The organism is Roseibium salinum (assembly GCF_026240905.1).
Taxonomy (GTDB): domain Bacteria; phylum Pseudomonadota; class Alphaproteobacteria; order Rhizobiales; family Stappiaceae; genus Roseibium; species Roseibium salinum.
Window position 1 is genome coordinate 243,676 of the sequence record NZ_JAPEVI010000002.1, and the last position, 14,867, is coordinate 258,542.

At 59.0% G+C, this 14,867-nt stretch carries 14 protein-coding genes and 1 riboswitch; of the genes, 7 read left to right on the plus strand and 7 right to left on the minus strand.

The window, feature by feature from the left end; genetic code table 11:
- Positions 1-44: 44 nt before the first annotated feature.
- Entirely contained in the window at positions 45-1,199 is a 1,155-nt protein-coding gene (locus ON753_RS03440; protein WP_265961160.1) for an ROK family transcriptional regulator, read from the minus strand.
- Positions 1,200-1,580: 381 nt separating this feature from the next.
- Between ON753_RS03440 and ON753_RS03445 the strand changes: the two genes are divergently transcribed.
- The 6 genes from ON753_RS03445 to ON753_RS03470 all read left to right on the plus strand — a co-directional run bounded on the left by ON753_RS03445 (position 1,581) and on the right by ON753_RS03470 (position 8,805).
- Positions 1,581-2,033, plus strand: coding sequence for a type 2 periplasmic-binding domain-containing protein (locus tag ON753_RS03445; protein ID WP_265961161.1), 453 nt, complete (start codon positions 1,581-1,583; stop codon positions 2,031-2,033).
- 80 nt (positions 2,034-2,113) lie between these two features.
- On the plus strand, positions 2,114-2,374 hold the full coding sequence (locus ON753_RS03450; RefSeq protein ID WP_265961162.1) for a type 2 periplasmic-binding domain-containing protein: 261 nt from the start codon (positions 2,114-2,116) through the stop codon (positions 2,372-2,374).
- Positions 2,375-2,493: 119 nt separating this feature from the next.
- Positions 2,494-3,582, plus strand: a complete 1,089-nt coding sequence (locus tag ON753_RS03455; protein WP_265961163.1) for an AraC family transcriptional regulator — start codon at positions 2,494-2,496, stop codon at positions 3,580-3,582.
- 699 nt (positions 3,583-4,281) lie between these two features.
- Positions 4,282-6,297: a putative bifunctional diguanylate cyclase/phosphodiesterase gene (locus ON753_RS03460; RefSeq protein WP_265961164.1), complete on the plus strand. Its 2,016-nt coding sequence runs from the start codon at positions 4,282-4,284 to the stop codon at positions 6,295-6,297.
- Between the two features lie 85 nt (positions 6,298-6,382).
- The gene (locus ON753_RS03465; protein WP_265961165.1) at positions 6,383-7,636 is read left to right on the plus strand and encodes an ABC transporter substrate-binding protein; all 1,254 of its coding nucleotides are present in this window, start codon (positions 6,383-6,385) and stop codon (positions 7,634-7,636) included.
- A 167-nt stretch (positions 7,637-7,803) separates the two neighbouring features.
- The gene (locus tag ON753_RS03470; protein WP_265961166.1) at positions 7,804-8,805 is read left to right on the plus strand and encodes a helix-turn-helix transcriptional regulator; all 1,002 of its coding nucleotides are present in this window, start codon (positions 7,804-7,806) and stop codon (positions 8,803-8,805) included.
- Between the two features lie 50 nt (positions 8,806-8,855).
- Here the strand turns inward: ON753_RS03470 and ON753_RS03475 are convergent, their stop codons facing one another.
- Positions 8,856-9,329: a helix-turn-helix domain-containing protein gene (locus ON753_RS03475; RefSeq protein WP_265961167.1), complete on the minus strand. Its 474-nt coding sequence runs from the start codon at positions 9,327-9,329 to the stop codon at positions 8,856-8,858.
- Between the two features lie 134 nt (positions 9,330-9,463).
- Complete coding sequence (locus tag ON753_RS03480) at positions 9,464-10,894, minus strand: TadE/TadG family type IV pilus assembly protein (RefSeq protein WP_323054670.1); 1,431 nt, start codon at positions 10,892-10,894, stop codon at positions 9,464-9,466.
- Between the two features lie 295 nt (positions 10,895-11,189).
- Here ON753_RS03480 and ON753_RS03485 point away from each other — a divergent pair, with 295 nt between their 5' ends.
- Positions 11,190-11,567 carry a DUF1636 domain-containing protein gene (locus ON753_RS03485; protein ID WP_265961169.1) on the plus strand — a complete coding sequence of 126 codons (378 nt, stop codon included), beginning with the start codon at positions 11,190-11,192 and terminating at the stop codon, positions 11,565-11,567.
- Here ON753_RS03485 and ON753_RS03490 read toward each other — a convergent pair.
- The 4 genes from ON753_RS03490 to repC form a co-directional block, all read right to left on the minus strand.
- Positions 11,548-12,072 carry a hypothetical protein gene (locus ON753_RS03490; RefSeq protein WP_265961170.1) on the minus strand — a complete coding sequence of 175 codons (525 nt, stop codon included), beginning with the start codon at positions 12,070-12,072 and terminating at the stop codon, positions 11,548-11,550. The two genes, ON753_RS03485 and ON753_RS03490, sit on opposite strands and share 20 nt — an antisense overlap.
- Before the next feature lie 87 nt (positions 12,073-12,159).
- A complete protein-coding gene (locus ON753_RS03495) occupies positions 12,160-12,909 on the minus strand; it encodes a CbtA family protein (RefSeq protein WP_323054671.1) in 750 nt (249 codons plus the stop codon).
- Complete coding sequence (locus ON753_RS03500; protein ID WP_265961172.1) at positions 12,860-13,030, minus strand: CbtB domain-containing protein; 171 nt, start codon at positions 13,028-13,030, stop codon at positions 12,860-12,862. Before ON753_RS03500 ends, ON753_RS03495 begins: the two co-directional genes overlap by 50 nt.
- A gap of 30 nt (positions 13,031-13,060) precedes the next feature.
- A riboswitch (cobalamin riboswitch) is annotated at positions 13,061-13,284 on the minus strand.
- 38 nt (positions 13,285-13,322) lie between these two features.
- Complete coding sequence (repC, locus tag ON753_RS03505) at positions 13,323-14,681, minus strand: plasmid replication protein RepC (protein WP_265961173.1); 1,359 nt, start codon at positions 14,679-14,681, stop codon at positions 13,323-13,325.
- Between the last annotated feature and the right edge of the window lie 186 nt (positions 14,682-14,867).

A 14,867-nucleotide genomic window follows, 5' to 3' on the forward strand; every position in this document is an offset into this window, starting at 1 on the left:
AGACCCGTCTTGAAGAGAAAATGCCGGACAACCAGTCTGCGTCCCTAGAACATCAATGATTTCAATGGCAGGGCGGCAGCACCGATCGCGGTGGCGTCACCTTCCAGTTCGCTGATCACCAGCTTTGCCGGCGGATGCGGCACTCCGTACCGCGGCAGTTCGAACGATTCCGTACGCTCGATCAGCATTTGCGCCAGGGCCGGCGGCACCTGTCCTCCGAACACGATGGCCTGGGGGCCGAAGACCGCCCAGATGGCGTTGATCAGACGGTTGTAGGTCGGCGTGATGTCGTCCACCCATTCCGCAACACCGGGCCAGTCGGGCCTGAAGCTCCGGCGCAGGTGGTCGATGGACGAAATTTCGATACCGTTCGTTTGCAGCCTGTTGATCAGGTATTTCAACGCTGGCCGCTTGTTGATCTCGGAAGGTTCGAGAATGCAGGCGAACTCACCCGCATTTCCATTGCCGCCGAGCAGCAGTTCCCCGTCACTGATCAGGCCTCCCCCGAAGCCGTAGCCGATAAACAGATAGGCGAAATGGCGGATATGGCGACCGATACCGAACATGGCCTCGCCAACGGCGGCGGTTTGGCCGCCGATATAGATCCAGACGGGTTTGCCGAACTCGCTCATCAGCAGCGGCCCCAGCTCTATCAGGGACCACTCGTGCAAAGGCAACGGCCCGTTGAAGCGCGTGCCGCCGACATTATAGCCCATCATGCCGACCCCGATGCCAAGGTTCGCCTCCTCCGAAAGGCCGCACCGCGTCCGTAGCTTCGACATGCAGGTGCGGATCTGATCCAGGGCCTTGGCCATGGGCTGCCCGGTCAGGGCGACGAAGTCATGCCCGACAATCTTCCCGGCCATGTCCATGAAGTAGAGATGGATGATATCGGGATTGATCGAGATCCCGCAGGTGTAGGCATACTCGCCGTTCAGACGCAGGGTCGGGCTCGGCTGACCGCGGCCTTGCCCGGGTACGGGCGCGCCCAGAACGATCATGCCGCGATCCACCAGCGTGTCGACAATCCGGTAGATGGATTGCTGCGTCAGGTCGAGACGACCAGTGAGCGCGGATCGCTGGATGCCGGGGTTCTGCCAGAGGAGCCGCAGCAGGCTGCGCTCGTTCGAGGATACGACGACGCTTTCTCCCTTGCGCAGGAAACGGCTCGATACCAGTGAGTCCGGTGTGTAGTCCATAAGTTCTGTCTGGGCGCTTAATTACAGAGAAGGCGTAACAATTCTGGCTTCTAAGGTGCTAGGTAGCACATTTTGCCGGGAATTGCCACGCGGAAACAACCGTTTGATGAGGGAGTTGACGCAGCGTATGAAAAGCTCTTCCAATTCACCGCCTGCCATGTTACACTCCGTGTGTAGAAAAGATTGACGGCGGCAAAGGTCCCTAAGAACCCCTCCGTCGACAGTGAGAATAAAGTGATCCAGTTGAATAACGTGTGTCCCCATCGATTACACCTTCCCGGGGCCGCAGTAATCGTCACCCGTTCCGGCAGCCGGTAACGGATCAAAAAACCAGACGATGCTGTTCCCCGGGTTTTCTCTTCCAGAAAGAGGAGCAGTCATATGTTCACCCGGCGGTCTTTCCTGACCACACTCGCATCCGCCATTCCCGCTTTGGCCGCAGGTCCCGTTTTCGCGGGGATCTCGGAGAGTGTCGTTCTGCGGGGTGCACATCGCCATGACATTGCTCCCTACGCCTATTTCGATGAAACCACAGGCACCATGCGCGGCATACTGGTCGACCTGGTGAATGTACTTGACGGTACAGGGCCTTACACGATCACCCATAACGGCTTTCCCTGGGCCCGGGCACAAAGCATGGTTGCTGCCGGCTCCGCAGACGCATTCTGCTGTCAGGCCACCGCTGAGCGGGAGGCCTTTGCCTATTTTGCTCCCACGCCGATCTGCTCTCTCGCCCCGGCCCGCATCTTCTTTGCCGAGGGCAATCCGAATGCGGACGCGATCCGCGCCGCAAGATCCAGGAGGATCTCTTCCGGTTCAAGACTGCGGGCCTGATTGGCGACAGCCGCGACGATGCTATCTGGCGCCATCACCCGCAGCGCATGCTGGTGTCCGACACCGGAGCGATTTCCCGAATGCTGGCCACAGGCCATGCCGATTTCGTGCTTGCCGAACCCATCGTCATGCAGTTCAAGCTGCAGGAACTGGGCCTGCTGGGCAAGGTGATGAGCATCCCCGGCGAATATCTGACCGATGCACAGGAAACACAGGTGCGTTTTGGCCTGCGCAAGACCTTCCCCGACGCCAAAACGATCGTCGAACGGATCGATGAAGCCATCCAGGCTCTCTTGAACCCCCGTCTGCATCAACAAATCGCCGCCAGATATGTCTCGTGAGCGGATGCAGGCAAAGCCGCCGAAATACGACAAGCACAAATCAGCCAATCGAACGGGCGCAATGGCGATCCCCTTGCGCAATCGAAAATAAGAACCGGAGTCTAACCGGAGGCGAGCCCATGGTTCAGCGCAGCATGCAGCAATTGCAAAGAGTTCTCGGCAACAACGACAATAAGAAGGACATCGATTTGCCGGATCCCGCCGATGAAACCAGCGCCCTGGTTTTCGAGAGCGCGACCGCGGCGGGTTCCTGCTTCGATGAAATGCTGGGACATATCAGACCGACATTCAGGGACTTTCTGGTCGAAGGCCCGGCGAAGCGCGGCCCGTTCAAATGGAACATGGGGCTCTTGCAAGGCAGCGGTGTCAGCATTCTGCACGCAAGCTACGGCGCGTCTTTCACCTACACACCGCAAAAGCCGGACGAGTCGCTAATTCTCCGGTTCTGCGGCGAAGGCGCTGCGAAAACCCGCATCAGGAAAGCCGAGGTCACCAACGTGCCGGGAACCGCCGTCGTGACCTCCTGGTGCGACATGGGTCGAACAGCCGTAATGGCCGGCCCCGAAGCGGAGTCGTGCGCAAGCTCGGCCTTCCTGGTTTTCGATCCGTCGGTGGTTCGCGGCTGCATGCAGGATCTTTACGACGGCATGTCTCTGAGCCAGCTTGAGCTCGCACCTCTCCTGGATCTTGGCAGCAGCACCGGCCAGACCCTGGCCTGCCTGTGCAGGAGCCTGTCCCAGGGCATGAGCGCAGATCGGTTTCTGGAAAGATCCCCAAAGGCCATGGCACTGCTGGTTGAAGCCGCCGTCCGGCTCATACTGGAACACACGCCCCATCGGCTAAACTGCTCGCCCCGCCCACAACACCTGTGCGCCGTGCCCCGACACGTCAAAAGGGCCATCGATTACATGCAGGCAAACATGCACACACCGATCACGCTTACGGAAATAGCCGCCGCGGCGGGGGTGAGTGCGCGCACATTGCAGATCGGCTTTAGGGAATTCCGCCAGACAACGCCCCTGCTCTACCTTCGCAAGATCCGGCTGCAGGCGGTGCGGGACGAGCTTTCCTCGCCGGAGAACAAACTTCCGGTGAACGAAGTCGCCCTCAAATGGGGATTCAACCACATGGGCCGTTTTGCGGCGCAATACAAGGCGGCCTACGGCGAAGCCCCATCGAATACAATAAAGACCCTGCAGTTTCACTGAAGCGTCACTCCGGAACCACATTGCTCGGCCTCCAATTCAAGCTCAACGGGTCTTCCACGCGGTTAAATCGCTTATCGTTTTTCAGCCCATCCTCGGGCAAATGACCAATCCTCCGGCAATTATTCAAAGTAGATAAGACGCCTGGCGGCGGAAGTGCTCTCAAATTCCAGTCTCCTAAACTTTTCGCATATCCGAATTGCGCCGCTTTATCCAGTTAGCGCATAAATTGTACTTGCACTGTACGGTATTAACCTTGCCGATTAGGGATATTCCTACATTAGTGTTTCAACCAAGGCGGGTCGAAACAGGATCGTCCAATCGGGAGAAAACCGTTGAAGTCAGTATGGAATGCCGGAAGGGCCCGCCGACCAGTGCAGGGCCTTCTTCGTAAAGAACCGTCCCGCAACAAGTGCTGCATCATCGCTTAGGACCATGAAACCTTTCAGGGAAGGACTGGAGACCGAGAGGCGCCGTCAGCACCCTGCCGGAAGCGCTCTGTATTGCGGGCTCCGTCCGGCAGCCGACGGCACTCACAGGCAGAAGTGCCCACTTCTGAGCCGTCCCGACGCCATTTGTCCTCTGTCCCGGGAACATCCCCTGAAGTGTAGGAGGGCAACCGGGATTCCGGACAATCCCCGGCGCTCCGTCGAAGCCTATATCTCGTCAATCGGCCGTCACAGCAGGAACGTCGCGGTCGCAATGTGCGTGCTCATCGCCGCTACCTATTTTACCGTCAGCGCGGCCCTGGAACGCCACTTTCTGCAACAGAGCATCAGCTTCCAGACGAGCAATCAGTATATTCGCTTTCAGCAACTGGCCAACCAGACCCGCGCGCTGATGCGCGCTTCCGCCGATCCCAACCTGAACGAATATATTATCGAGCCGATCGTGGCGGACATTCGTGAAGCCATTGACGACGTCAGGGCCTCCGGCGTCCGGATCGACAGCGTCTATGCGCAGATGGATGGAAATCTTCTGGCGCTGGTTGGTCCGGGAAACAAGCAGGAACGGGAGCTACGCACCAGGCTGAACGAAATGCTGAACGCGTTTTTGAAACGTGCCGAACGCGTTGTCGGTGCAACCACGAAAGAACGCCGCCAGCGCTATTCCTTCTGGGGGGCGATAGACTTCGCCGTGTCGTCGGACAGCATGCTGACCGGGCTGTTCAAGGACCTCATCGAAAGCACGAACACACGCAGCCATGTCAGCATCGACAACGCAAAACTGATCATCACCATCCTTCTGGCGTTGATCACGCTGCTCTTCGTGCTCGCCGACCTGCTGATCTTCAACCCGTTGCTGCGCAAGCTTCGCGGTGAGCATAAACGCACGAAGGAATACGAAGACCAGCTCGCAAAGCTCGCTCACACCGACACGCTGACCGGGCTCGGCAACCGATCCTTCTTCAACCTGTGCGTCGCCGAAATGCTCAACAGAACGGATCAGCACGGCACCGAGTTTGCAATTCTTCTGGTGGATCTGGACCACTTCAAGAGCATCAACGACAGCAATGGTCACCCGGCCGGCGACTACATTCTGCGTCACGTTGCAGGTGCACTGAAGACAAGTTTCCGCAGCGGCGACGTGGTCACCCGCCTTGGCGGTGACGAGTTTGCCGTGCTGCTTCCCGGCCTTGGCGACGCAAGCACGCTGACGGCGCTGGCGGGACGTGCCGCCGATGCTATCTCAAGGCCGGTGGTTTTCGAGAACCGCCCCTTGCAACTGACGGCAAGTATCGGCGGCGCCATTGCGCCGACCCATGGTTCAGACGAAGCAGAACTCATCAGGGTGGCGGATCATGCGCTCTACACCGCCAAGAAGCAGCGCAATTCCGCGGTCGTCTTCGATGAGCCCTCCCTGGCTCTTCATCTCGAGCAGGACAAGCTGACGGCCGGCCTGGCCATTGCGGCAGACCGCGATGAATTCATCGTCCATTACCAGCCGAAGATAGACCTGCGAACGCAGCAACATCTGGGTTTCGAAGCGCTGGTGCGCTGGCGCCACCCGGAACTGGGCCTGCTTATGCCCGGACGTTTCCTGCCCCTCATGAATGACTCGCGCCAGTTCCTGGATATGACCCGGGCCGTTGTCCAGATCGCAGCGCGGGATCTGAGAATATGGAAGGACGCCGGTCTGTCGCCCGGGTCGATGGCGATCAATCTGTCGGAGACATCCCTTGCCGGGCCAAGCGGATACGAACTGCTTGGCGAGGCAATCGAGGAGAACAACCTCGATTGGCGGGATTTCGTCATAGAAGTCACCGAAGACGTTTTCCTGAACCGGCAGGCAGAACAGATACACGCCTCGGCCACCAGGTTCCGGGAAGCCGGGGCACGCATATCCCTTGACGATTTCGGAACCGGTTTCGCGTCCCTCGTGCACCTGCGGGACTTTCCCTTTGACGAGCTGAAAATCGACCGGAGCTTCGTCCTCAATCTCGGCATCGACACCCGATGCGAACAGATCATTCGCGCGGTCATAGATCTGTCGCGGAACCTGGGCAAGCGATGTGTCGCCGAGGGGATCGAAACCGACGAGCAGCGCCGGTTCCTCCTGAGCATCGGTTGTGACGCCGGCCAGGGCTACCTCATCTCCAAACCGCAACCCGCCACCCAGGCGCGGGCCTATCTGACGGGCCGCGCATGTAATGGCGGGAGACTGCATTTCAGCCAGGCGGAAAACGAAGAAACCGCACCGATCCTACTGACCAGCTAAGCAATCCTGCCTGCATTGAGGCGTGCGAATGCAGGCTGATCTGGCCGAACACGATCAAATCTCCAGAAAAAGAAGAGGGAACAACATGATAAACAGCAGGCAGGTTCTTTTGATTGTCTGTCTCGCGCTGACCGGAACGGCGCAGGTTCGAGAGGCCCTGGCAGAGCAACCACACACGGTCGACGTCGTCCACTTCTGGATTTCAAAGAGCGAAACACAGGCACTTGACGTGTTCCGGCAGGCCTGGGCCGAGAATGGAAACCGCTGGATCGATCTGCCTGCCAAGAACAAGGTGGAAGTGCAGCGCGCCGTCAGTGAACGGGTTGCCAACGGATACGCTCCGGCCGTCATGCAGTGGAACGCCAACGAAGGCTCGCGCGAGCTGCCGGAAATGGGGATCGTTCGCGACATCGACAGCGTTGCTCGGGAGGACAACTGGCGCGACATCCTGCCGGCTGCCGTCCTCGACCGCATCACCTATCATGACAAGGTGTATTTCGCGCCGACCAATATCCACGCCGAGAACTGGCTCTGGACAAGCCAGACCGTCTTCGACGAACTCGGCCTCAAGCTCCCTGAAACGTGGCAGGACATCTTCGATGCGGCGGAAAAACTTCAGGCTGCCGGCACCCTGCCCATCGCTCTGGGCGGAGGTCCCTGGGAAGTCTCGCTTATTTTCAACGGCATTGTCTATGAAAGGCTGGGGGCAGAAGGCTATGCGCGCGCCATCTCAGGCAATGCCGAGGCGGTAAACGATCCGCGTTTCCTGGAAGCCCTGCAGACGCTGCGCAGGCTCTCCCTGTATGCGGAACCTTTCGACGCAAGGCGGGAAAAGAGCTGGGCGGATGCAACGGCGACCGTCGGCCGGGGCGCGGCCGGAATGCAGTTCATGGGAGACTGGGCAAAGGGGGAACTCATCGCCCGCGGCTATGAAATCGGCAAGGACTTCGAGTGCAGCTTCGTGCCCGGAACGGAAATCGCCTATTTCATGGTGATAGATGCTTTCGCCTTTCCGGTTATTCCCCGGGAAGGATCGGACGAAGCGCAGCTTGCATTCGCGCGAATGGTCCTCGATCGCGACAACCAGGTAAAGTTCAGCCGTATCAAGGGCTCGTTGCCCGTCCGCCTGGATGTGGACATGGACAAGCTCGACCGCTGCGGCAAGCTCGGCGTGCAAATGCTCCAGGAAGAGAACAGGGAAATCAGCGCGCAGTCCATGGCCATGCCCTCACAAATGTCCGAAGGCTGGATCGGCGTACTCTCCGATTTCTTCAACAACCGGGAAATCACTCCGGAAGAAGCGCAACGCCGGCTCTACGACGTGATCGCTCAAGGCTGACCGGGAGCAGCCCAGACGTTCGCGTTCGGGCTCTCAGGCCTTGTCCTGAAGGACCCTAAAACGTCCGGGTATTTCCTCTTGCGGAGAGCTGCCGGATTGCTCGCAGGTATTTTTGAGGTGCGCACCTCTTTTTTGGCGTCATCTGCCGCCGGATTTAGGAAATTATGTTGTCGACATCACAATTTGAAGACCCGCTCTTCAGGCAACCGGGAACCGCCGGAACCGACTTTGAGGACATGCTCGCGGCCATCATGCCGGGTTTTCCGCAGTTCCGGGCCGAACGGAGGGAGCAAGAGGGCGCGTTCAAATGGAAGGCCGAATTGGCAGTGAATGACTCGGTCACGCTGCTGCGCGCACGCTACAACGCACCTTGGGTCTACACGCCGCAGACAGACCATGAAATGCTGGGTCTGCGCTTTTGCACGACCGGAGCCTCAGAGACCTCCATCAGGGGTGAGGAGATTATCCACGTCCCCGGCACGGCGATCGTCACGTCATCCGCGGAAGTGGGACGAACCACGGTCCGTACCGACACGCGGATGAACCTGGCCACGTCCGCCACATTCATTTTCAACGCTGCGCTGGTGAACACCTGTCTCTACGACATGTTCGAGCTCACCACGCTTGGTCAGCTCGGGATCAGGCCGCTCATCGATCTGAGCACGCCGATCGGACGGACCCTGATTACCGTATGCAGATCCATGGCGCAGGGATTGGCGGCCGAACGCGTCCTGCAGCACTCGCCGAAGGCCATGACGCTCATGGCGGAGGCTGTCGTAAGGCTTGTTCTGGAGCACGGCCAGCACCGCTTCAGCGGAGATTTGCGCAAGCGTCTCATTCACGTCGTGCCGCGGCATGTCAAGAAGGCCATCGATTTCATGCATGAGAACATGCACCGGCCCATCAGGCTGGCGGATATCGCTTCCGCGGCCGGCGTAAGCGCCCGCACGTTGCAGATCGGATTCAAGCAATTCCGCGAAACGACACCGTTGATCTACCTCCAGCAGATCAGGCTGCAAGCGGTCCACCGGGAACTGTCATCGGCGGAAAACACCCTCTCCATCAGGGACGTTGCGCTCAAATGGGGATTCAGCCACATGGGCCGCTTTTCCGCGCAGTACAAAGCAGCCTTCGGCGCCTCGCCCTCCACCACCGTCAATCGGGGATAGGGCATTATGCGGGAGGAAAGAGGCGCGGATAGCGGCCTCCTCCCCTCCTGTTATTTCACCACGGTCATCGCCACCGGGGCGGGTTGCTCGTCTTCATCCGTTTCACCGGCGACATCCTGGTCTGCCAATGACTTCACCAGGTCCGTGATCCGGCGACGGACCCTGCCGTCGCTTATGCTCAGGAACGTGCGCACGAATCTCAGACCATCTGCAGAGGAAAGAAACTCGGCCATCTGCTCTGTCTCGGCCTCGCGAAACTGTGCAGTTCCATTGCTCGACGGTCTGCCAGGCATATCGTCAAAGAAAAATGTGATGGGCGCACCGAGAACATCCGCAATTTCCTGCAGCCGGCTGGCACCCACGCGATTGACGCCCCGCTCGTATTTCTGGATCTGCTGAAACGACACCCCAAGTTCCTCGGCGAGCTTGACCTGGCTGATATCCATCAATACCCGGCGCAACCGAATGCGCGACCCGACGTGAGCGTCCACCGTATTAGGTTTTCTTTTGCTGTTTGCTGTCAACTTCTTTCGCCTTCTTTAGTCGAAGCTTTCTTCGCGCATCTTTGCGCAAAGAAATCCGTTCTGGTTTTTGTTTACGCGGCTCAACTCAGAAACTTCAGTTACAGACTCGCTTCCTTTGGAAGTCGTGGGGCCGGCTAGTTCAGCAGGCGGGTCTTGCCGGAGCCGGGTGTAGAGCCCGCGGCGCTGTTGGTGAGGGAAATCCAGCCGTCAAGGCTCAGCTTGTTGATCACCAGGATCATGTCGTTGCCGGTTATCTTGCCGCTGCCATTGAGATGCAGGTTCCGGCTCGGCAAATGGACGATGCCCGCAAGGTTCAGCTCGCCGTCCAGAATGAAGGAACTGCTTTTGGAAATGTCGGGCGCTTCGTAGTACAGAATGCCCGCATAGGGGCCCGTTTCGGGCGCGCTGAGCGTGGCTTTCGAGCTGCCCTGCACGGTGCGCACAGCGGACTCCGCATCTGCGAGATAAATCGTAATCCCTGTCCCGGTTATTTTCTGATCATCGAACCGCAACTGGGAACCGCCTGAAAAGACGTAAACGCCGGCACCCATTTCCACCGTTTGGACAGATCCGTTGAACTGGAAATTGGCGCCCTTGAAGACATAATTACCGGCGCCGAAAACGACATGCTTACCGCTGAAGGTCAGGCCGCTCTTGAAGACGTAGTCGCCCGGCTCGAACGTGACGGTTTGAACGTGCCCGTTGATGTTGGGGTAGTAGCAGTAGGTCCCCGGCTTGAACACCATATCCGTGGCGTTCTCGTCGGGCATGGCCGACCAGGGAACGCAGCTTTCTTCTGCCACAAGCTCGTCAGACAGCGCCGGCAGAGTTCCAGCGATCGGATCGTCCTCCACATCGCAGTGGCCCTCGAACTCATCCGGCCACGGACGTGCGTTGCCGCCGAGCGATCCGGCGACGCAAAGACGCTTCGTGTCTATATGACGGGAATCGATCCAGGTTGCGGAAGAGGTCTTCGAATGGACGTGCATTTCACAGTCCGGCATGTCGATCTTGCCGCTGCCGTTCGCCTTGAAGCCTTCGCTCTCCAGCTGGTTCACGGCGTAAATGCACACCACGGCGGAGGTTTCCGCCCCGGCAGCCGCCGACACCGTTACCGGAATTGCCTCGATACCCAGCAGGTGCACGAACCAGGCGCCCACCGCCGCCGAAGCGACTCCGGTCACCTCATCGTTCCCCACTGTGAATTCCACAGAGGGTTTCAAGCCTTCATGGCCGGCGACGTTAGAGGCAAAATACTGCTCCGCGACTGCAATCTGGTCCTCGGTGGCCGCCGCTCCGGCAAGCACCGCTGCATCGAGTGCATTTTGCAAGACATGTCTTGTCCTGACGGCATTGGTGTAATCGACGCCGGCTCCTCCAGCGACGATCAGCACCAAGAGCGTGATTGCGAACAATGGCAAGACGCTCCCTTCAGTCGACGACCGAAACGAGCGAAACCGGCTGATGACCTGATCTGCGTGGGATTTCCGTTTGCCGGAGCCTGAATCGTCCATGCGAGTAATCACAATGCTCTCACTTGATGATACCAAATTTATCTGTATCATCACCTAAGCTGCATTGAGTATAAGTGGTAGTTAACTCGCACTGGGTAAGTCTAGTTTCATTCGTTATCCGGATAGTGAATACGTAAGGTGGATAAAGCGGTAGATTTCACTCAAGAATGAGTGTGCATAGATTTACGGATACTCAATGCAACGAATTCAACGTCGCGCCGAGTCGCGCGCGTTTGAATTCACAGGGTTTCTGGAAGCTGGCCGGACATGACGGTGGACAATCAGAGTGGCGCGGTCGTCGCTCGAGGATTGCCAACACCGATACTCATTGGCTATGACCTGTCAGATGAACCGCATCGTGATCTGCCGGACGTGCAAGAATGGCCCGTCCGGCGCCGAAAGCAGAGTTGCAGACCTGGCGCAGGCCTTGCGCGACAATCACCTTGACCACGCGTTTTCCATTGAAACGGCGGACTGCATGGGTGCGTGCGAGCAACCGATCTCGCTCGCCCTGCAGGGAGAAGGCCGGGCTACCTATCTGTTTGCGGGACTGTCCATTCCCGACGACATTGAGGATATCGTGGCGACCGGCCGTACATATCTCGATGCGGAAAACGGCTGGATCGAAGATGCCCGCCCCTGCGGGCGTCTCAGGTTCTGCCTGCGCGCCCGCGTACCCGCGCTGATGGCCGCCAAACCCGATGTTACCGGGGATCGACGGTAACGCTGGCCCTGAGCGGCTTGCCGGCCACCGCCAGCGTCCGGTGATCGTTGCTGTTCAGGATCACTTCCACCACGGCCTCTCCTTCGGGAAGCGACGGCAGGTGAAGCCACGAGCCGTATTGCCGGGCAATCTTCTCGCCATTCACATAAACATGCGCGTGGCCCTCGCCCGCCACATGGGCCGTACTGGCGTGTTCGGGGGCAAAGCGGAAGTTTCCGGTTTCGATGTGGAGGTTCCAGCCGCTTGAGGGATCCGGCGTGAGGGATATGTCCAGCGTGGGCGCGCCTGGTCCTTCAGCGACGGACAAGAGTTCTTCATGATCGTGCCCGGCATGGCCGGTGTTCTGTCCTGCTACAGCATTCGCCGAAATCGCTGGCGAATGATGAGCCGCGGGATCGCCGTGATCATGTCCGTCAAGGGTAATGCCGTTGCCGGCCGCAACGACAAAACCGATGCCGCCGCCAAAGATCAGTCCGATCGCAAAGAGCGCGAGGGAACGTTCCATAGAAGTACCAAATCTGCAGGTATCAAGAAAAACAGGCGGAACAGGATGCTCCGCCCGCTTGACCGTTCTGTCCCGGTCGTAGCCGTATCAGGCGGGTTGAACCGCTCCGATCCGGCCGCCCTCGCGTTGCCAGAAAAACCCGGCAAAACATCCCAGCAGCATCCAGGCCGCCATGCCGACGCCGAAGGCACGGCTGGCAAAGAGAGCGCCGATCTCGGTCGGCACCGGGCCGCTGAATGCATCCGGCTCAGGTGCCCCGATGACATGCGGCGCCAGCAGCAGCACCGCGGCTGCGCCCCATGCCAGCCAGTTTCTGCCGAAGGCGAGTAACCAGAGGCCTGCGCCGGCCGCCACGACCGTCGCCCACCACCAGATCTGCCGGGCGCCGACATCGGCGGCCGCAACGCCCGGCACTTCGGGTGCCAGCGTAAAGCCCGGTGCGAAGTGGAAGGTCACGAAACCCGCAAGACCCCAGATCAAGCCGTTGCGCGCGGTGATTTTCGCTCCGCGCATTTCCGCAATCGCCATGCCGACCAGCAGGATGAAGGCATATCCGGTGTAGGTGAGCATCGCGAAAACGACGCTGAGGCCGTCACGCATCAGGTCGAAACCACCGACATCCTGGTGAGCGCTGACCGCTGCGGTACCGAAATGAACCAGTTCGCCGGTTTCATAAAGCTCGGCGTGGAGCAGGACCGGCTGCACGAAGTAAAGCTGCAGCAGGGCCGCAATAAGCCCTGCTGCAGCGCCAGCGAACAAGCCGCTGATCAATAAACGGGAAAACATCTCAGTGGCACGGGAATCCGGTCGCGTGACGCACGTCATGCGCTGCGTCATGCAGGCCTTGCGCTTGCACGTGTCCGGTGATCGTGATGATTGCGAAGCCCAGGACGGCCGCAAAAGCAAGCGGCAGAATGCTGGAAAGCGAAAGTGATGCAGTGTTGGTTTGTGTCGTCATATTGTCCTCTTGCCGTCACACCCGACAGCCGGTTTTAAGCAATGCCTGGCAGGTCTCCTGGCTCGCGGGTCTCAGCACATCGCCTGTCCTTCCCTGCAACATCTGCAAGTGGTTTATCCGGCGTGCGCTCTCCGCATACAGTCGCGGGGGCGGCTTCGGCTCCGAGCGCCCTGCTTGGGTCCGCCCTGTCCGAATTCCCTCTTCGTTTCCCGGCACTTTGTACCGATTGGAAAACCAAGCATCGCTATAATGTCCTAATTCCGCACCGAACGAAAGCCCCCACCGGCGGAAATCATCCCGCCGCCAGGCCAAACAGCGATCGTGCCAGGGCGAGTTTGCCCTCAGCGGCACGGTCGCAGCAAGCGCGGAAGTACCCACCCGGCGAGCTGATCCTTTCGGGATCCCGCAGCGCCTTTTCGGCAACGACCGCAAGGATCGCCGCGGCCGCCTGCCGTCCCAGCCGTCCGCATGCCTCGGAATAGGCGCTCTGGCTGAGGCCGATCCCCAGCCTTATCACCTCGGCGGCAGACAGCAGCTCCGCCCAGCTTTTGAGTGACAGACCGAAATCGCTCTGGACGGTCGTACACGCGCTTTCCAGCAGAGATATCGAAACGGCGTCCAGCGCCGCGGACCGGGTGAAATCCGCCTCTCTCTGACCTTTCCGCCCGGTATTGCGGCTGATTTTGCCACACTGCCCCGCCGCTTGCTCCCTTTCAGGAGCTATTTCGGCGCCGTAGGCGTCGTCAGGTTGAGTATTGATTTCATCCGCGTGAGCGGATGTCCGATTATTTAGGCAAGAGTCTTGAGAGTTTGTATTAAATAATTGGGTGACATTCGTGTCATGCTCGCCTGTCGTATATTGATAATTATCCACATTATGGGCCTGTTTCTGGCCTTCGGTCAGCGCCTCGATCAACAGGTCATAAAGATCCTGTAGGAGCACCATCTTCTCCTGGGCTCCTTTTCCGCACGCCATGATGGACATCATCCGGTCGTGGAAGTCGGAGAGGTCCAGATCCGTGGTTGCCTCGATGATATCGATGATGGCCCTGGAGAGCTTCGTCACGGCCCGCCTGGCTTCGCGCTCCGCGTTGAGCTCCGCCTGCCACTCATCGGCAAGCCGCTTGATCTCGCGGTAGCGGACACGTGCCGGCGTGAAATCCAGGCCGTAGGCGTAGGTAATGTCGCCCGTGTCGTTGCGGTGGACCCAGCGGCGGCCGGTAGAACTGTCGCGATAGGCCAGGATGCGGGCCTCGACGAGCTGTTTGATGGCGCGAATGACGGTCCGTTCGCTGCGGCCGACATAAGATGCCAGTTTTTCGTTGCTGATGGCGACGACAGGACGGTTCGTGCCTTTCCAGTCCTCAGGCTTCGACAATCCCAAAAGGATATCGAGAACATGATAGGCGGTGGACGTCAGCCCCATGGGCTGTGCGGCTCTCTTGAGCGCGATCGCAACCTCGGACTTCCCGTGGTCCGGGATGTCGTTGGACATCGCCAGGCGTTGAGATGCAAGCATCCCCGGCGTCACCTTCCGAAAGGAAGAGACGTTCGAAACAGTAGGCATAAAAACCTCCGTTCGCCGGCCAGAACAAGGCGCGGCGCTATATATTTCGGGAGGTCCAACTGGAGGTATTCGGCGGAAATCCACCGTTCACGCGAGATGGTTCTTGCGTGTGATTCGGAATTAGCTTAAAACAGGATCGTGTTGAGGTTCCTGTTTGGGCTTTCCAAGTTGAACCGTGAACTAGAGGCTGAACGGTTGCCGCCGTTTCAGTCTCTTTTCATTTCTGCTCTTCGCTTTCTTGTCCCTTATCCCTCCACGTTCCGGTTTTAA